The sequence below is a fragment of the Cupriavidus sp. BIC8F genome (genome assembly GCF_032465815.1).
GTDB lineage: Bacteria > Pseudomonadota > Gammaproteobacteria > Burkholderiales > Burkholderiaceae > Cupriavidus > Cupriavidus necator.
In genome coordinates this window covers 418,095-436,096 of the sequence record NZ_CP136094.1, presented here as the reverse complement: position 1 = coordinate 436,096, position 18,002 = coordinate 418,095, and the positions used below count along the sequence as shown (strand labels likewise).

At 66.6% G+C, this 18,002-nt stretch carries 18 protein-coding genes; 11 read left to right on the top strand and 7 right to left on the bottom strand.

Translation table 11 applies throughout. The features are described 5' to 3' along the window. Positions 1–29 precede the first annotated feature (29 nt). The 10 genes from RS901_RS02010 (at position 30) to RS901_RS01965 (ending at position 10,784) form a co-directional block, all read left to right on the top strand. Positions 30–662, top strand: a complete 633-nt coding sequence (locus RS901_RS02010) for a TorD/DmsD family molecular chaperone (RefSeq protein WP_316151190.1) — start codon at positions 30–32, stop codon at positions 660–662. A gap of 199 nt (positions 663–861) precedes the next feature. Further along, complete coding sequence (locus RS901_RS02005; protein WP_316151187.1) at positions 862–1,077, top strand: formate dehydrogenase; 216 nt, start codon at positions 862–864, stop codon at positions 1,075–1,077. Between the two features lie 71 nt (positions 1,078–1,148). Continuing rightward, a complete protein-coding gene (locus tag RS901_RS02000; RefSeq protein WP_316151184.1) occupies positions 1,149–4,181 on the top strand; it encodes a molybdopterin-dependent oxidoreductase in 3,033 nt (1,010 codons plus the stop codon). A 15-nt stretch (positions 4,182–4,196) separates the two neighbouring features. Further along, on the top strand, positions 4,197–4,874 hold the full coding sequence (gene fdh3B, locus RS901_RS01995) for a formate dehydrogenase FDH3 subunit beta (protein WP_211980168.1): 678 nt from the start codon (positions 4,197–4,199) through the stop codon (positions 4,872–4,874). Next, positions 4,871–5,107, top strand: coding sequence for a hypothetical protein (locus RS901_RS01990; RefSeq protein ID WP_316151178.1), 237 nt, complete (start codon positions 4,871–4,873; stop codon positions 5,105–5,107). The genes fdh3B and RS901_RS01990 overlap by 4 nt, the downstream gene beginning before the upstream one ends. 64 nt (positions 5,108–5,171) lie before the next feature. Then, on the top strand, positions 5,172–6,380 hold the full coding sequence (locus RS901_RS01985; RefSeq protein WP_316151176.1) for a formate dehydrogenase subunit gamma: 1,209 nt from the start codon (positions 5,172–5,174) through the stop codon (positions 6,378–6,380). A gap of 33 nt (positions 6,381–6,413) precedes the next feature. Then, complete coding sequence (locus RS901_RS01980; protein WP_316151174.1) at positions 6,414–6,803, top strand: hypothetical protein; 390 nt, start codon at positions 6,414–6,416, stop codon at positions 6,801–6,803. A gap of 63 nt (positions 6,804–6,866) precedes the next feature. Next, complete coding sequence (locus RS901_RS01975) at positions 6,867–7,697, top strand: formate dehydrogenase accessory sulfurtransferase FdhD (RefSeq protein ID WP_010813844.1); 831 nt, start codon at positions 6,867–6,869, stop codon at positions 7,695–7,697. Positions 7,698–7,794: 97 nt separating this feature from the next. Then, complete coding sequence (gene dcd / locus RS901_RS01970) at positions 7,795–8,361, top strand: dCTP deaminase (RefSeq protein ID WP_010813843.1); 567 nt, start codon at positions 7,795–7,797, stop codon at positions 8,359–8,361. Between the two features lie 149 nt (positions 8,362–8,510). Next, positions 8,511–10,784: an arginine/lysine/ornithine decarboxylase gene (locus RS901_RS01965; protein ID WP_316151166.1), complete on the top strand. Its 2,274-nt coding sequence runs from the start codon at positions 8,511–8,513 to the stop codon at positions 10,782–10,784. A gap of 64 nt (positions 10,785–10,848) precedes the next feature. Here the strand turns inward: RS901_RS01965 and RS901_RS01960 are convergent, their stop codons facing one another. The 7 genes from RS901_RS01960 to RS901_RS01930 form a co-directional block, all read right to left on the bottom strand. Then, positions 10,849–11,265 carry a type II toxin-antitoxin system VapC family toxin gene (locus RS901_RS01960; RefSeq protein WP_316151164.1) on the bottom strand — a complete coding sequence of 139 codons (417 nt, stop codon included), beginning with the start codon at positions 11,263–11,265 and terminating at the stop codon, positions 10,849–10,851. Next, positions 11,252–11,488, bottom strand: coding sequence for a FitA-like ribbon-helix-helix domain-containing protein (locus tag RS901_RS01955; RefSeq protein WP_316153351.1), 237 nt, complete (start codon positions 11,486–11,488; stop codon positions 11,252–11,254). Before RS901_RS01955 ends, RS901_RS01960 begins: the two co-directional genes overlap by 14 nt. A gap of 283 nt (positions 11,489–11,771) precedes the next feature. Next, entirely contained in the window at positions 11,772–13,505 is a 1,734-nt protein-coding gene (locus tag RS901_RS01950; RefSeq protein ID WP_316151161.1) for a TRAP transporter large permease, read from the bottom strand. Beyond that, the gene (locus RS901_RS01945; RefSeq protein WP_316151158.1) at positions 13,502–14,044 is read right to left on the bottom strand and encodes a TRAP transporter small permease subunit; all 543 of its coding nucleotides are present in this window, start codon (positions 14,042–14,044) and stop codon (positions 13,502–13,504) included. The genes RS901_RS01950 and RS901_RS01945 overlap by 4 nt, the downstream gene beginning before the upstream one ends. Before the next feature lie 191 nt (positions 14,045–14,235). Continuing rightward, positions 14,236–15,648, bottom strand: coding sequence for an argininosuccinate lyase (argH, locus tag RS901_RS01940; RefSeq protein WP_316151156.1), 1,413 nt, complete (start codon positions 15,646–15,648; stop codon positions 14,236–14,238). Positions 15,649–15,781: 133 nt separating this feature from the next. Next, positions 15,782–16,534: an anti-sigma factor gene (locus RS901_RS01935; protein ID WP_316151153.1), complete on the bottom strand. Its 753-nt coding sequence runs from the start codon at positions 16,532–16,534 to the stop codon at positions 15,782–15,784. Continuing rightward, positions 16,531–17,127 (bottom strand): sigma-70 family RNA polymerase sigma factor, encoded by a 597-nt coding sequence (locus tag RS901_RS01930; RefSeq protein WP_114132928.1) that lies wholly within the window; start codon positions 17,125–17,127, stop codon positions 16,531–16,533. The genes RS901_RS01935 and RS901_RS01930 overlap by 4 nt, the downstream gene beginning before the upstream one ends. A gap of 180 nt (positions 17,128–17,307) precedes the next feature. Here RS901_RS01930 and RS901_RS01925 point away from each other — a divergent pair, with 180 nt between their 5' ends. Then, positions 17,308–17,907, top strand: a complete 600-nt coding sequence (locus tag RS901_RS01925; protein WP_316153350.1) for a ferritin-like domain-containing protein — start codon at positions 17,308–17,310, stop codon at positions 17,905–17,907. Positions 17,908–18,002 lie beyond the last annotated feature (95 nt).

The window sequence follows — 18,002 nt, the reverse complement described above, 5'->3', positions numbered from 1 at the left end:
CCAGGCCACCCAGGACAAATCATCACGACATGACAGATTTCCAGCCGATCCAGCTCACCGCCGCGCCGCCGGCCGACGATGCCGAAGACACCGCCCGCGCCGACCTCTACGGGCTGCTCGCCACGCTGTTCTACCACGCGCCCGACGCCGCGCTGCTGCACCACATCGCCGCCAACCGCGCCGTAGGCGAGGACGCGAAATCCGTGCTGGGCAAGGCGTGGAATGCGTTGTGCGATGCAGCATCGGAGACCACCGCGGCCGAGGCCGAGGAGGAGTATCGGCAGCTGTTCGTGGGCGTGGGCCGCCAGGATGTGTTCCTGTACGGCTCCTTCTACATGACCGGCTTCCTGAACGAGCGCCCGCTGGTGGCGCTGCGCGAAGACCTGGCCCGCTACGGCCTGGAGCGCCATGAAGATGTCAGCGAAACCGAGGACCATATCGCCACGCTGTGCGAGGTGATGCGCTTCCTGGTGGCGGGCGACGACCTGGCGGTGTCCAACCTGGGCGAGCAGCAGCGCTTCTATGCGCAGCACCTGCAGCCCTGGGTGGAGCGATTGTGCGATGCAGTGACGGCGCACCCGCAGGCGCGTTTCTATCGCGGCGTGGCCGGCTTGCTGGGCGCGTTTTCCGGCGTGGAGGCCGTGGCCCTCGAGATGCATTGAGCCGGGGGCATTGAATATCGGCGCGCTTCGAGGTTTCTTTGGCGCCGCGGGACGAAGGCAGCCACTTGCGCGAAAATGGGTTGGAAAGTAGGGAAAAACCCGTGCATATCATGGTCTTTCCTGCAAGTTGATTCTAGAATATGCATAACAACGCATAACGGCTAAAACCATCGGGCTTGGACAGCCGAGGAGCCCCCACATGACAGAGAAGCAAACCAGGGTCGCGCGTCGCACGTTTCTCGCGGGCGCTGGAGTTGTGGCTGCCGCTACGGGTGCGGCAGCGCTGACCGCGCGCGGTCCGGCCATGCCGGGCCAGGCCACTGCTCTGCCGGAACCCACCGATCCTCCGTCGGACAGCAAGGGTTACCGGGTCTCTGACCACATCCGCAAGTACTACCGGACCACGCTGGTGTAACTGCCAGGGCGGTGTGGTCTGCCGCGCCGCCTGCAACCGGACGCGACCAGCGTCCGCATCTGAGGTGAGACATGATCTTGACCCGCAAACGCGCGGCGCAGGGCGCATCCGCCCGCCTCGCTGACGGCCTGGCCAACCGGCCTGAACTTGCCGGCGCAGCCTCCGGCCGACTCTCGCAGCGACTCGCGGCCAGCCTGGCCGGCGCGATGCCGACCATGGACCGCCGCAGCTTCCTCAAGCGCTCTGGCATCGGCGTCGGTGCCGGGCTGGCGGCCTCGCAGCTGACGCTGATCCGCAAGGCGGACGCCGCCGACGACAAGAAGGCGGCCGCCGACGGCAAGACCGGCATCGTGGTCAGGCGCACCGTGTGCGGCCACTGCTCGGTCGGCTGCGCGGTCGACGCGGTGGTGCAGAACGGCGTGTGGATACGCCAGGAGCCGGTGTTCGATTCGCCCATCAACCTGGGCGCGCACTGCGCCAAGGGCGCGGCGCTGCGCGAGCACGGCCACGGCGAATACCGCCTCAAGTACCCGATGAAGCTGGTCAACGGCAAGTACCAGCGCATCAGCTGGGACCAGGCACTGGACGAGATCACCGCCAGGATGAAGGAGATCCGCCAGCAGACCGGCCCGGACTCGATGTTCTTCGTCGGTTCGTCCAAGCACAGCAACGAGCAGTCCTACCTGCTGCGCAAGTGGGTGTCGTTCTTCGGCACCAACAACACCGACCACCAGGCGCGCATCTGCCACTCCACCACCGTGGCGGGCGTGGCGAATACCTGGGGCTACGGGGCGATGACCAACTCGTACAACGATATGCAGAACGCGAAGGCAGCGCTGTATATCGGCTCCAACGCGGCCGAGGCGCACCCGGTGTCGATGCTGCACCTGCTGCATGCCAAGGAGAACGGCTGCAAGGTGATCGTGGTCGATCCGCGCTACACGCGCACCGCGGCCAAGGCCCAGCACTATGTGCGCATCCGCTCGGGCACCGATATCGCGTTCCTGTTCGGCATGCTGTACCACATCTTCCAGAACGGCTGGGAAGACCAGAAGTTCCTGAACGACCGGGTCTATGGCATGGACAAGGTCAAGCAAGAGGTGCTGGCCAAGTGGACCCCCGACAAGGTCGAGGAAGTCTGCGGCGTGCCCGAGGCGCAGGTGAAGATGGTCGCCGAGATCATGGCCAAGAACCGTCCCAGCACGCTGGTGTGGTGCATGGGCCAGACCCAGCACACCATCGGCAACGCGATCGTGCGCGCCTCGTGCATCGTGCAGCTGGCGCTGGGCAATATCGGCGTGTCGGGCGGCGGCGCCAACATCTTCCGCGGCCACGACAACGTGCAGGGCGCCACCGACGTGGGCCCCAACCCGGACTCGCTGCCGGGCTACTACGGCCTGGCCACCGGCGCGTGGAAGCACTACGCCGCGGTGTGGGGCGTGGACTACGAATGGATCAAGAAGCAGTTCGCCTCGCAGGCGATGATGGAGAAGTCCGGCACCACGGTGTCGCGCTGGATCGATATCGTCACCGAGAAGAATGAGCTGATCGACCAGGACAACAACGTGCGCGGCGTGTTCTTCTGGGGCCATGCCCCGAACTCGCAGACGCGCGGCCTGGAGATGAAGAAGGCGCTGGACAAGCTCGACCTGCTGGTGGTGGTCGACCCCTATCCGTCGGCGACCGCGGCGATGGCCAACATGCCGCCGGCCGAGGGCGACAAGGTCAACCCGAACCGCGCGGTGTACCTGCTGCCGGCCTGCACTCAGTTCGAGACCTCGGGCACGTGCACGGCGTCGAACCGCTCGCTGCAATGGCGCGAGAAGGTCATCGAGCCGCTGTTCGAGTCGATGCCCGACCAGACGCTGATGCAGGCGTTCGCCGACAAGCTTGGCTTTGGCAAGGAGCTGTCGAAGAACATGAAGCTGATCGAGGTCAAGCGCGCCGGCCGCACCTGGATGGAGCCTGAGCCGGAATCGATCCTGCGCGAGATCAACGCCAGCAACTGGACCATCGGCTACACCGGCCAGTCGCCGGAGCGGTTGAAGTCGCATATGCGCAATATGCAGATGTTCGACGTCAAGACGCTGCGCTGCAAGGCGGGCAAGGACCCGGTCACGGGCTACGACCTGACCGGCGACTACTTCGGCCTGCCGTGGCCATGCTACGGCACGCCCGAACTGAAGCACCCGGGCTCGCCCAACCTGTACGACACCAGCAAGCACGTGATGGACGGCGGCGGCAACTTCCGCGCCAACTTCGGCGTGGAGCGCGACGGCGTCAACCTGCTGGCCGAGGACGGCTCTTGCTCGCTGGGCGCGGAGATCACCACCGGCTATCCGGAGTTCGACCATGTGCTGCTGAAGAAGCTGGGCTGGTGGGACGACCTGACCGATGCCGAGAAGGCCAAGGCCGAAGGCAAGAACTGGAAGACCGACCTGTCGGGCGGTATCCAGCGCGTGGTGCTGAAGAACCATGGCTGCCACCCGTTCGGCAATGCCAAGGCGCGCGCGGTGGTGTGGAACTTCCCCGACCCGATCCCGCAGCACCGCGAGCCGTTGTACTCCACGCGGCCCGACATGGTCGCCAAGTACCCGACCCACGATGACAAGATGGCGTTCTGGCGGCTGCCGACGCTGTACAAGTCGGTGCAGCAGCGCAATATCGAGAACAAGGTCTATGAGAAGTTCCCGATCATCCTGACCTCCGGGCGGCTGGTCGAGTACGAGGGCGGCGGCGAGGAAACCCGCTCCAACCCGTGGCTGGCCGAACTGCAGCAGGAGAACTTCGTCGAGATCAACCCGCGCGCGGCGTCCGACCGCGGCATCCGCAACGGCGACTTCTGCTGGGTGAAGACGCCCACCGGGGCCCGCATCAAGGTGCGCGCGCTGGTGACCGAGCGGGTAGGGCCCGATACCGCGTTTATCCCGTTCCATTTCTCGGGCTGGTGGCAGGGCAAGGACCTGAAGGACTACTACCCCGAGGGCGCGATGCCGGTGGTGCGGGGCGAGGCGGTCAACACGGCCACCACCTATGGGTATGACGCGGTGACGATGATGCAGGAAACCAAGACCACCGTTTGCCAGATCGAGCGGTTTGCATAAGGGCAGAGGGACACCATGGCACGCATGAAATTTATCTGTGACGCCGAGCGCTGCATCGAGTGCAACAGCTGCGTCACTGCCTGCAAGAACGAGCACGAGGTGCCCTGGGGCGTGAACCGGCGCCGCGTGGTCACCGTCAACGACGGCATGGTCGGCGCCGAGAAATCGATCTCGGTGGCCTGCATGCACTGTTCGGACGCGCCCTGCATGGCGGTCTGCCCGGTCGACTGCTTCTACCGCACCGAGGACGGCGTGGTGCTGCACGACAAGGACGTCTGCATCGGCTGCGGCTACTGTTCCTACGCCTGCCCGTTCGGCGCGCCGCAGTTCCCGTCGACCGGCACCTTCGGCGTGCGCGGCAAGATGGACAAGTGCACCTTCTGCGCGGGCGGCCCGGAAAAGAACGGCTCGGAAGCGGAATTCGAGAAGTACGGCCGCAACCGCCTGGCCGAAGGCAAGCTGCCGCTGTGCGCCGAGATGTGCTCGACCAAGGCGCTGCTGGGCGGAGACGGCGATGTGATCGCCGACATCCTGCGCAACCGCGTGATCAAGCGCGGCACCGGCGGCGACGTGTTCGGCTGGGGTACGGCCTACGGCACCGCCAAGGGCGGCGCGGCCCAGCCGGCCCAACCGGCACAGCCGGCGCCCGCTGCACCGGCCGCACCCGCGGCCTCGGGAGGGCAAGCGTCATGAACCGCGTCCGCGTTGTTGCGTTGTTGTCGCTGTGCGGCGTGCTGCTGGCGGCGTGCGGCGAGAAGCCGCAGACCATCGGCCCGTCGCACCGCAAGTCCGATGCTCAGGCCTACCAGGGCGCCCCGGACGATCCGTTCGTGGCCAAGGGCTGGACGCAGGGTGACAAGACCAGCTGGCACAACCAGATTCGCCAGCGCAACCAGTTGCAGAACGAGTACAACCGCACGCAATGAAGGCGCTGCAGTTGGGCCGCCCCGGCAGCCGGGCGCTGGCCCTCGACGATCCGAAGGAGCGCACATGACGCCGTCGCAGAATGCATGCCGCGCAGGCTGGCGGCGCTGGCTCAGCGCCGGCGCCCTGGCGCTGGCGGCCTTTGCCGGCACCGCCGCCGCACAGGCGCCGGCCTCGGCACCGCCGGCACCGGCCGCCGCCCAGGCCAATGCTGACGCCAACAACCCGGCCACGCATCCGGTCCAGCCGCTGGCCGGCATCGCATCCGAGAATATCTTCAACATACCGCGCCGCGATATCGCCGCCGAGGCACAGTCGCAGCAGCAGCGCACCGTCACGCAGCCCGGCAACAATGCGCCGGTCTGGCGCGAGGTCAATTCCGACCAGCGCCACTACAGCAGCCTGCCCGACAAGGAAGCGGGCGTGCTGATCCAGCGCACCGGGCAGCAATGGCGCCTGTTCCGCAATGGCGTCATCACCGTCTGGGGCGGCTGGCTGCTGCTGGTGGTGCCGCTTGCCATCCTGGGCTTTTTCCTCTGGCGCGGCACCATCCCGCTGCGCACGCCGCGCACCGGCCGCATGATCGAGCGCTTCACGCCGCTTGAGCGCATTGTCCACTGGACCATGGCGATCTCGTTCGTGGTGCTGGCGGTGTCGGGCATCGTGCTGCTGCTGGGCAAGCATTTCCTGCTGCCGCTGATGGGCCACATGCTGTTCGGCTGGCTGACTTACGTGCTGAAGAACCTGCACAACGTGATCGGCCCGATCTTTACGCTGTCGGTGATCGTGGGCTTCGTGGTGTTCGTGCGCGACAACCTGCCCAACCGCGACGATATGCGCTGGGTGACCAGCCTTGGCGGCCTGGTATCCGGCAAGCATGTGCCGAGCGGGCGCTTCAATGCCGGCGAGAAGATGTGGTTCTGGATCGGCGTGTTCGTGTTCGGGCTGGTGCTGTCGGCGTCGGGCTGGGTGCTGGACATGATCGTGCCTGGCATGGACTACTACCGCTCGACCATGCAGATCACCAACGTGATCCACGGGATCTCGGCCGTGCTGATGATCGCGATGGCGTGCGGCCATATCTACATGGGCACGGTCGGCATGGAAGGCGCCTACCGCGCCATGCGCGACGGCTGGGTGGACGAGGCCTGGGCCAAGGAGCACCACGAGCACTGGTACGACGACATCAAGTCCGGCAAGATCCCGGCCCAGCGTTCGGCCAGCCCGGAAGCCGCCGCGGGGCGCAACACCCGGCATACCCCGGGCGAAGCCTGAGGCCGGCGCCAACCAGACCATGCGGAACCCACCATGACGATGACACGCACCCTGACGCTGGTTGCCCTGTGCGCGGGCGCCACCTTTGCCACCGGCGCGCTGGCCAAGCTGCCGCCGCCGACCGAGGCCCAGCAGGCCAAGGCCGCCGAGACCAAGGCGCGCGCCGCCTGGGCCGACAAGGTCGCCGCCTACCAGTTGTGCCGCGCGCAGGACAAGACCGCGGCGCGTTACTTCGCCGAGCGCAAGGCCCACGGCCAGGAAGCCCGCGCGCCGTCGCAGACCGCTGCGTGTGCCGATCCGGGCCCGTTTGTGGCGCCGACCGCCGCTGCGCCTGCGGCCCCGGCGCCAGCCGTGGCAAGCACCGCGGCCGACGCCAAACCGGCCGCGGCCGGCGCGGTACAATCCCCTGCAAAGGCGCCGTAACCACAGCCCCATGCTCGCCGCGCGCGGCGCGGGGCCCTCACCAGCAGTCCAGAGCCCCTCGTCATGACCCTGCGTCCCGAGCTTACCCAGGCAGCCGTTCCCCTGATCGAAGAGGTTGAAGTCGTCGACGAGCAGGGCCGTGTGCGCGCGGCCTACCTGCCGGGCGAGCGTCCGCTGACGGTCTACCTCGACAAGCGCGAGCTGGTCACGCTGATGACCCTGGGCGGCGCGCCCGAGCACCTGGTGCTGGGCTACCTGCGCAACCAGCGGCTGGTGGAATCGATCGAAGACATCGCCGCGGTGCAGGTCGACTGGGAAACCGAGTCGGCCGCCGTGACCACGCGCAATGGCGTGGACCGCATCGAAGAACGCACCGCGCGCCGCGTGGTGACCACCGGCTGCGGGCAAGGCACCGTGTTCGGCTCGCTGCTCGATGAGGTCGACAACATCCGCCTGCCGGTGGGCGCCACGCTGGACCAGGACACCCTGTACGGCATCATCGACACCATCCGGCTGCAGCAGTCGGTCTACAAGCAGGCTGGCTCGGTGCACGGCTGCGCGCTGTTCCAGGGCACCGAGCTGCTGATGTTCATCGAGGACGTGGGCCGCCACAATGCCGTGGACGCCATTGCCGGACGCATGTGGCTGGAAGGCATGACGGGCAGCGACAAGATCTTCTACACCACCGGGCGCCTGACCTCCGAGATGGTGATCAAGGGCGCGCAGATGGGCATCCCGTTCCTGCTGTCGCGCTCGGGCGTGACGCAGATGGGCTACCAGATGGCCCGGCGCGTCAACCTGACGCTGTTTGCGCGCTGCACCGGCAAGCACTTCCTGCTCTACACCGGGCGCGAGCGCTTCCGCCACCGCCTGCCGGAAGACGCGGTGGCGTAAGCGGCACTTGGCTGCTTGCATTCGCTTGCAGGGACGGGCGCCGATTGGTTGTACAATGCGGCGCACTCCGAGCCAGTGTGTTTACCCTCCCAACCTTATGAGCATCAAATCCGACAAGTGGATCCGCCGCATGGCGGAGCAGCACGGCATGATCGAGCCGTTCGCGCCAGGCCAGGTCCGGGAGCAGGACGGGCGCAAGATCGTTTCGTACGGCACTTCGAGCTATGGCTACGACATCCGCTGCGCCGATGAATTCAAGATCTTCACCAATATCAACAGCACCATCGTCGATCCGAAGAATTTCGACGAGAAGTCCTTCGTGGATTTCAAGGGTGATGTCTGCATCATCCCGCCCAACTCGTTCGCGCTGGCGCGCACGATGGAGTACTTCCGGATCCCGCGCAGCGTGCTGACCATCTGCCTGGGCAAGAGCACCTATGCCCGCTGCGGCATCATCGTCAACGTGACGCCGTTCGAGCCCGAATGGGAAGGCTATGTGACGCTGGAGTTCTCCAACACCACGCCGCTGCCCGCCAAGATCTACGCCGGCGAGGGTTGCGCCCAGGTGCTGTTCTTCGAGAGCGACGAAGTCTGCGAGACTTCGTACCGCGACCGGGGCGGCAAGTACCAGGGCCAGCACGGTGTCACACTGCCGAAGACCTGAGCGCATTACAATGCCGGCGTCTGCCGGTACGGCTGGCCCAGAGCGGCCGCCACAACTGACGTGAGAGCCACATGTCGCCGTCGCGGGGAACCTCCCGCCGGCCATGTGGCTCAAGTCCTTTATGTCCTGCTTTCCATCAAGGATGCCCGATGAAATTCCGTTTCCCCGTCATCATCATTGACGAAGACTTTCGCTCCGAGAACATTTCCGGCTCGGGCATCCGCGCGCTGGCCGAGGCGATCGAGAAAGAGGGCATGGAGGTCATGGGCCTGACCAGCTACGGCGACCTCACGTCGTTTGCCCAGCAGTCCAGCCGGGCATCGAGCTTTATCGTGTCGATCGACGACGACGAGTTCACGCGAGATGGCGACGACCAGCTCGAGGCCGCCGCCATCGAAAAGCTGCGCGCCTTCGTTGCCGAAGTGCGCCGCCGCAACTCGGACCTGCCGATCTTCCTGTACGGCGAGACCCGCACTTCGCGCCATATCCCCAACGATATCCTGCGCGAGCTGCACGGCTTCATCCATATGTTCGAGGACACGCCGGAATTCGTGGCACGCCACATCATCCGCGAAGCCAAGGTCTACCTCGACACGCTGGCGCCGCCGTTCTTCAAGGCGCTGATCGACTACGCGCAGGACAGCTCGTACTCGTGGCACTGCCCGGGGCACTCGGGCGGCGTGGCATTCCTGAAGAGCCCGGTGGGCCAGGTGTTCCACCAGTTCTTCGGCGAGAACATGCTGCGTGCCGACGTCTGCAACGCGGTCGACGAACTGGGCCAGCTGCTGGACCACACCGGCCCGGTGGCCGCATCGGAGCGCAATGCCGCGCGCATCTTCAACTCCGACCACATGTACTTCGTCACCAACGGCACCTCCACCTCGAACAAGATGGTGTGGCATGCCAATGTGGCGCCGGGCGACATCGTGGTGGTGGACCGCAATTGCCACAAGTCGATCCTGCACGCGATCATGATGACGGGCGCGATCCCGGTGTTCCTGATGCCGACGCGCAACCACTACGGCATCATCGGCCCGATCCCGAAGAGCGAGTTCGACCCGGAAACGATCAGGAAGAAGATCGCCAACCACCCGTTCGCCAGCAAGGCCAAGAACCAGAAGCCGCGCATCCTGACCATCACCCAGGGTACGTACGACGGCGTGCTGTACAACGCCGAGCAGATCAAGGAAATGCTGGCTGCCGAGATCGACACGCTGCACTTCGATGAAGCCTGGCTGCCGCACGCGGCCTTCCACGACTTCTATCACAACATGCACGCGATCGGTAAGGACCGCCCGCGCAGCAAGGACGCGCTGGTGTTTGCCACCCAGTCCACGCACAAGCTGCTGGCCGGCCTGTCGCAAGCCTCGCAGATCCTCGTGCAGGATTCCGAGACGCGCAAGCTGGACCGCTACCGCTTCAACGAGGCGTACCTGATGCACACCTCGACCAGCCCGCAGTACTCCATCATTGCCTCGTGCGACGTGGCCGCGGCGATGATGGAAGCCCCGGGCGGCACCGCGCTGGTGGAGGAGAGCATCCAGGAGGCGATGGACTTCCGCCGCGCCATGCGCAAGGTCGAGGGCGATTATGACGACGGCAAGAACGGCGACTGGTGGTTCAAGGTGTGGGGCCCGGACGCGCTGATCGAAGACGGCATCGGCGACCGCGAGGAGTGGATGCTCAAGGCTAACGAACGCTGGCACGGCTTCGGCGACCTGGCCGACGGCTTCAACCTGCTCGACCCGATCAAGGCCACCATCATTACCCCGGGCCTGGACGTGGACGGCGAGTTCAGCGAACGCGGCATCCCGGCGGCCATCGTCACCAAGTACCTGGCCGAGCACGGCATCATCATCGAGAAGACCGGGCTGTACTCGTTCTTCATCATGTTCACCATCGGCATCACCAAGGGCCGCTGGAACTCGCTGGTGACCGAGCTGCAGCAGTTCAAGGACGACTACGACCAGAACCAGCCGCTGTGGCGTGTGCTGCCGGAATTCGTCGGCAAGCATCCGCAATACGAGCGCATGGGCCTGCGTGACCTGTGCGATGCGATCCACAGCGTGTACAAGGCCAACGACGTGGCCCGTGTGACGACGGAGATGTACCTGTCGGACATGGAGCCGGCGATGAAGCCGTCGGACGCCTGGGCCATGATGGCGCACCGCGAGATCGAGCGCGTGCCGGTGGACGACCTGGAAGGCCGCGTCACCGCCATCCTGCTGACGCCGTACCCGCCGGGCATTCCGCTGCTGATCCCGGGCGAGCGCTTCAACCGCACCATCGTGCAGTACCTGAAGTTCGCGCGCGAGTTCAACAAGCTGTTCCCGGGCTTCGAGACCGACATCCACGGCCTGGTCGAGGACGAGATCGACGGCAAGAAGGCGTACTTTGTCGACTGCGTGAAGCAGGACGGCTGAGCGCCAGTCCGCGTCCCGCTGACGTGAGCAGGGCCCCGCGATGCGGGGCCCTTTCCTTTTTGGACTAGGTGAACGGATTCAGCAGCATCGCGCCCGTGCCGCGGAAGTCCTCCACATTGCGCGTGACAATGGTCAGGTCGTGGATCAGCGCGGTGGCGGCAATGAACTTGTCCAGCGCATGCTCGGGCCGCGGCGCGCGCAGCTGGCCCCAGACCTGGGCGACGTCGGCATCGACCGGCAACACCTGCCGGCCAAAATCCTCCAGCACAGTCGCCAGCCATTGCTCCAGCACCGCGGCCTGCGCCGTATCGCCGCGATGGCGGATCAGCGCAATGCCGCGCTGGAGCTCGCCCACGGTCAGCGCCGACAGGTAGAGCGCGGCACCTTCCCGCGCCGCCTGGCGGAAGAACGCGCGCACGCCGGGGTTGGCGCGCTCGCGCTTGCGCGTCTCGCTGATGACGTTGGTATCAATCAAATACACGCGGCGCCTCGCCCGGGTCCTGGGTCCGCTCGAAGTCGGCGTCGTGGCCGACGTCCGGCATGCTGGCCAGCACCTCGGCAAGGCTGCGCCGGCGCGTGCCGCCCAGCGCCTGCGCCAGGATGGCGCGGTGCTCGGCCTCGGCGCTGCGGCCGTTGGCGACGGCCCGCTCGCGCAGGCGCTGGACCAGGGATTCATCGATGCCACGAACGAGTAGTGTTGCCATCTTGACCTCCTCACCATCGGATGAAGAGATGATAGCATTGTTATCAATACGGCGGTCACGTATCGATGGCAGGCGGTGCATCGTTGCCGTGCCCGGCCGGTCGAAGGGTGTGGTGGTTTGCATGGTGGCTCTCCTGGGGGCGGTTCGCAGAACACAGGGCCAGTCTGGGCCACGCAAGCGCGCCGGTCGATGAGCCGATTCGCAATCGCACGCCGGCGCCGGAGCGGACCCGCGCCAATGAAAAGGCCCCGCATCGCTGCGGGGCCTTGGATCGACTATCCGGTCAGTTCTTCTTTTCGAACTCGAACTGTGGTGCCGCGGGCTCAGGTGCCGGTGCCGCGCCTGGCAGTTCCAGCGAACCCGGCGGGGCGGCCGATCCTGGCGCCGACGCCGGTTTCTCCGGCTCTCCGCCAAGCGGGATACTGACCTCTGCCGCGTTGCTGTGCTTGAGCGATCCCTTGTCCAGCAGCCCCGTCACCATGCCGGGCAGGAACATCACCATGACGACCATCACCATCTGCAGGCCCACCCAGGGCAGGGCGCCCCAGTAGATGTCCGAGCTCTTCACTTCCTTCGGGGCGATGCCGCGCAGGTAGAACAGCGCGAAGCCGAACGGCGGGTGCATGAACGAGGTCTGCATGTTCACGCACAGCATCACGCCGAACCACACCAGCGCCGCCGTAGCCGCGGCTTCCGGATTGCCGCCCATGGAGTCGGCCACCACCGGCGCCAGCACCTTGACCGCCACCGGCGCCAGCATCGGCACCACGATAAAGGCGATCTCGAAGAAGTCGAGGAAGAAGGCCAGGAAGAAGATGAACAGGTTCACCACGATCAGGAAGCCGATCCAGCCGCCCGGCAGCGAGGTGAACAGGTGTTCCACCCACGCACCGCCGTCGACGCCCTGGAATACCACCGAGAAGCAGGTGGAGCCGATCAGGATGAACACCACCATCGCGGTGAGGCGCGCGGTGGACTGGTAGGCATCGACGATCAGCAGGCGCAGTTCGGTCATCTGGCCGGCGCGCAGCAGCAGCCAGAGGATGACCAGGTACACCACCGCCAGCGGGATACGGAACACGTGCGAGCCGAAGGCGAAGATGCCGATGGCCGAGGCCACCAGCGCGGCGGCGATACCGACGCGATAGACCTGGCGGTCGATGCGGCTGAAGGCCTTGTCGCGGATCACGGCCAGCACCAGCGCGCCGACTGCGCCCATGGCGCCGGATTCGGTCGGCGTGGCAATGCCCATCATGATCGTCCCCAGCACCAGGAAGATCAGCACCGCGCACGGGATGATGCCGCGCAGGCATTTGCGCCACAGCGCCCAGCCGCGCAGCGTGCGCGCCTCCGGCGGCACCGGCGGCAGCCAGTCAGGCTTGAAGCGGGCCAGCATGAAGGTATAGAGGGCGAACAGCGCGATCTGCACCACCGACGGGCCCCATGCGCCCAGGTACATGCTGCCCACGTCGGCGCTGCCCAGCGGGGTCTTGAGCTGGTCGGCCAGCACCACCAGCACCAGCGACGGCGGAACCAGCTGCGTGATGGTGCCCGATGCGGCCAGCACGCCGGTGGCGTACTTCATGTTGTAGCGGTAGCGCATCATCACCGGCAGCGAGATCATCGCCATCGCGATCACCTGTGCCGCCACCGTGCCGGTAATCGCGCCCAGGATAAAGCCGACGATGATCACCGAATAGCCCAGGCCGCCGCGCACCGGGCCGAACAGCTGGCCCATCGAGTCCAGCATGTCCTCGGCCAGCCCGCACTTCTCCAGGATGGCGCCCATGAAGGTGAAGAACGGGATCGCCAGCAGCAGCTCGTTGGCCAGCACGCTGCCGAACACGCGGCTCGGCACGGCCTGCAGGAAGCTGATCGGGAAGTAACCCAATTCAATTGCCAGGAAGCCGAAGGCCAGGCCCACCGCCGACAGCGAGAACGCGACCGGGAAGCCGATCAGCATGAATACCACCAGGCCGCCGAACATCAGCGGCGGCATATATTCCAACGGAATCATTGAACCGGCCTCTCGTACTTGGATTCGATGCGCACCAGGCCCTTGAGGGCGGCGAAGCGCTTGATCAGTTCGGACACGCCCTGCAGCGTCAGCAGGGCGAAGCCGACGGGCACCACCAGCTTGATCGGGTAACGCGGCAGGCCGCCGGAATTGCCCGATTGCTCGAGGATGCGCCACGAGGGCAGAAACAGTGAATCCCACGACAGCCAGGTGAACAGCACGCACGAGGGCAGCAGGAACACGATGATGCCGAAGATGTCGATCCAGTGCTGCGCGCGTTCCGAGACGTTGCCGTAGATCAGGTCTACGCGCACGTGCTCATTGCGCTGGAAGGTGTAGGAGGTGCCGAACATCACGGCAATGGCAAACATGTACCACTGCAGTTCGAGTGGCCAGTTGTCGCTCAAGTTGAAGCCATAGCGCAGAAGGGCGTTGCCTGCGCTGATCAGGCACGACAGCAGGATCATGATGTTTGCAAGCCTGCCAGTGTGCTGATTCAACCTGTCGATCTGTCGTGACAGACCAAGCAAGTAATACATGGGTTGTCTCCCCGGTTTTTGCGGCGATTAGTTTATCTGTAACAAAATCTGCAGGCGCTAGGGGCTACTACCTACGGGAGCGACGAGATTGCGCCAGAATGGGGAACACCAGTAGAAAAAGCCACCGGGCTCGCGCCGCGTTGGCTTCTTCTTGCGCAAAACTTACGCGAAACTTACAGTCCGGCCCGGTATTACAGCGCCGCGCGTGCGGCCGCGATGGCGGCGCGCACCTGCGCCGGCGCCGTGCCGCCGATATGGTCGCGCGCGGCGACCGAGCCTTCCAGCGTCAGCACCGTGTGCACGTCGTCGCCGATCAGCGCGGCCTTGTCGCCCAGGCCCGAGACCTCGCGCAGCTCGGCCACGCTCAGGTCGGCCAGGTCGCACTGGCGGCTGTCGCAGGCGCGCACCGCGTGGGCCACGGCCTCGTGGGCGTCGCGGAAGGGCAGGCCCTTCTTGACCAGGTAGTCGGCCAGGTCGGTGGCGGTGGCGTAGCCCTGCAACGCGGCGGCGCGCATCGCTTCGGGCTTGACGGTGATGCCCGGCACCATGTCGGCGAAGATGCGCAGCGTGTCCACGACGGTATCGACCGTGTCGAACAGCGGCTCCTTGTCTTCCTGGTTGTCCTTGTTGTAGGCCAGCGGCTGGCCCTTCATCAGCGTCAGCAGGCCGATCAGGTGGCCGTTGACGCGGCCGGTCTTGCCGCGCGCCAGCTCTGGCACGTCCGGGTTTTTCTTCTGCGGCATGATCGAGCTGCCGGTGCAGAAGCGGTCGGCGATGTCGATAAAGCCCACGCGCGGGCTCATCCACAGCACCAGCTCTTCCGAGAAGCGCGACACGTGCGTCATCACCAGCGCGGCGGCGGCGCAGAATTCAATGGCGAAGTCGCGGTCCGACACGGCGTCCAGCGAGTTGCGGCACACGCCGTCGAAGCCCAGCTGCTGCGCCACGAACTCGCGGTCGATCGGGTAGCTGGTGCCGGCCAGCGCGGCCGCGCCCAGCGGCAGGCGGTTGACGCGCTTGCGGCAGTCGGCCATGCGCTCGGCATCGCGCGTGAACATCTCGTTGTAGGCCAGCAGGTGGTGACCGAAGGTCACCGGCTGCGCCACCTGCAGGTGGGTGAAGCCGGGCAGGATGGTGTCGGCGTTCTGTTCGGCCAGGTCCAGCAGCGCGGCGCGCAGCGCGCCCAGCAGCACGATGATGTTGTCGATCTCGCTGCGCAGCCACAGGCGGATGTCGGTGGCGACCTGGTCATTGCGCGAGCGGCCGGTGTGCAGGCGCTTGCCGGCATCGCCCACCAGCGCTGTCAGGCGCGCCTCGATGTTCAGGTGGACGTCTTCCAGGTCCAGCTTCCACTCGAAGCCGCCGGCCTCGATCTCGGCCTTGATCTGCGCCATGCCGCGCTCGATCTCGGCGCGGTCGGCCTCGGCGATGATGCCCTGCTTTGCCAGCATGGCCGCATGGGCCAGCGAGCCCTGGATGTCGAACAGGGCCAGGCGCTTGTCGAAGAACACCGAGGCGGTGTAGCGCTTCACCAGGTCGGACATCGGTTCGGAGAAGCGGGCGGACCAGGCTTCGCCTTTCTTGGCAAGTTGGGAGGTGGACATGGACGTCGGCTGCAGTGGCTCGCGCGGGCAGGCGCCGGCGCGTGGACGGCGGCGGGCGCGAGAAATTGGGAAACGGCGATTATATCGCCCGCCGGCCCGCTGGCGGCGCCGGCCGGCACGGCAGCGCCGATCATCAGAGCCGGCTGTGGATCACAGGCCCCTTGAACACCACCGGGCCGCTTGGCCCATCGGCATTGGGCGAGCCGCCCGGCGGCTCGATGCTGACCGCCAGCGCGGGTGCCGCCGCGGGCAACCGCGCCAGCGCCAGCCGGGCTTCGGGTGCCCGGCCGATCACGCCCAGTGACTGCGGCTTGCCGCCCGCAGGCAGCGCCCACAGCTGCAATACCTGCTGGTCGCTCAGGGGCAGGTGATCCAGGCGGCGCACGATCAGGCTGCGTGCGCCGGCATCCCACGACACCAGCATCGCAGGCTGGGCACGGTCGTCGTTCAGCACGGCGACGACCTCGGCCGGCGCCGGCTGGTCCTGCCGGGCCAGCTGGATGCCGATGCCGACGGCCAGCACCGCCACCATGGCCATTGCCGCCGCGGCGCCACGCCAGAACACCGGGGCCGACCACAGACGCTGCCACCAGCCGTCCGCGGGACGGGTGTCACGGGCCGGGCGGGCCGGCTGACTGGCCGGATCTGCCACCTTCCAGCCGAGGCGATCCTCGATCCCGCACCACACCTTGTCGACCGGCTCGGCGGCCGCCTGCAACTCGGCCACGCCCGCGAGCCGCGCCTGCCAGCGGTGGATCGCGGCGCGCACCGCGGGCTCTTCGCGTGCGAGTTGTTCCAGGCGGCGCCGTGCGCCGCCGCGCAGCACCCCCAGCGCGTACTGCGCGGCGATGCGGTCGAGCAGGTCGGGATGGCTGGCCAGCTTCATGCCGCGCCCTCCATGCAGCTGCGCAGCCGCTCCAGGCCGCGCCGGATCCAGGACTTGACCGTCCCCAGCGGCGCGCGCAGCCGGGCGGCCAGCTCGGCGTGGCTCAGGTCCTGCAGGTAGGCCAGCATGATGGCCTGGCGCTGCGGCTGCTCCAGGCGCTGCAGGCAGCGGTTGAGCGCGCGTGCCTGCTGGCTGGCATCGGCCAGTTCCGCGGGCCCGGCCGTATCGTCGGCCAGCCATTCGCCCAGGTCTTCGTCAAGCTCGACCGTCTGCCCGACGCGCGCCGCGGTTGCCCGGCGCAGGCAGTCCAGCGCGCGGTTGCGCACGATCGCGGTCATCCAGGTCATCGGCGCGGCCAAGTGCGGCCGGTAGTCGCCGGCGTGGTGCCAGATGCTGACAAAGCTTTCCTGCACGACATCCTCCGCCCAATCGCGCCTGCCAGTGATACGCAGCGCAAGGCCAAACAGTTTCGTCGCGGTGAGGTCATAGAGGCCGCGCAGCGCCTGCCGGTCGCCGATGGCCACGGCCTGGAGCAGGGCCGCAAGGCGCTCGGCGCCAGGCGGCGCGGCGTAGGTTTCGGCGGAAGGGGACACCGGAGAAGGGGGCACCGGGGCGTCTCGCGAAAGGGTGTTGCCGGATTATAGGCACGACCTTGCATCCGATTGGCCCCGGCGTGCGTATCAGGTGGCAGGCGCACGATGGCGGCCCCGGGCTGCGGCGCCTTTGATTCCACACAGGAGAACATCATGGAACGCATGCGCACGACTGCCGCCATGGCAGATCCGACCGATTCCCGTGACCGCATTGTGACCGCGCCCGATGCGCGCCGCCGCGGGCTGCTCAAGGCACCGGGGCTGTTCGCGCTGGGCTCGCTGGCCGTCATCAGCCTTGGCGAGTCCATGCCAGCCTGGGCGCAGACCCAGTCGGGCAGCACCAGGGACGACATCAATATCCTGAACACCGCGCTGGGACTGGAATACCAGGCGATCGCGGCCTATCAGGTCGGCGCGGAAAGCGGCCTGCTGCAAAAGCCGGTGCTTGCCACCGCGGTCAAGTTCCAGGACCACCACAAGGCGCACGCACAGGTGCTGGCCGGGACGGTGTCGAAGCTGGGCGGCACGCCGGTGGTGGCGAAGAGGGCGTCGGAATACACCTTCCCGACTGAAAAGCTGAAGACCCAGGCCGATGTGCTGCGCTTTGCAGCGGGGCTGGAGAAGGGCGCCACCGCCGCCTACCTGGGCGTGCTGCCGAACTTCTACAACCGCGAACTGACCCGCGCCGCCGGCAGCATCCTCGGGGACGAGGCGATGCACTGGGCGGTGCTGCTGCACGCGCTGGGTGAAGATCCGGTGCCGGGGGCGTTTGTGGGGTGAGGAGTCAGACTGGCGCTACTTGAAAAAGCTGCCGCCCGATGTGGACGCGCCCCTCTGCCGCACGCGGGAGAGGGGCGCAAACCGGCAGCACTCTG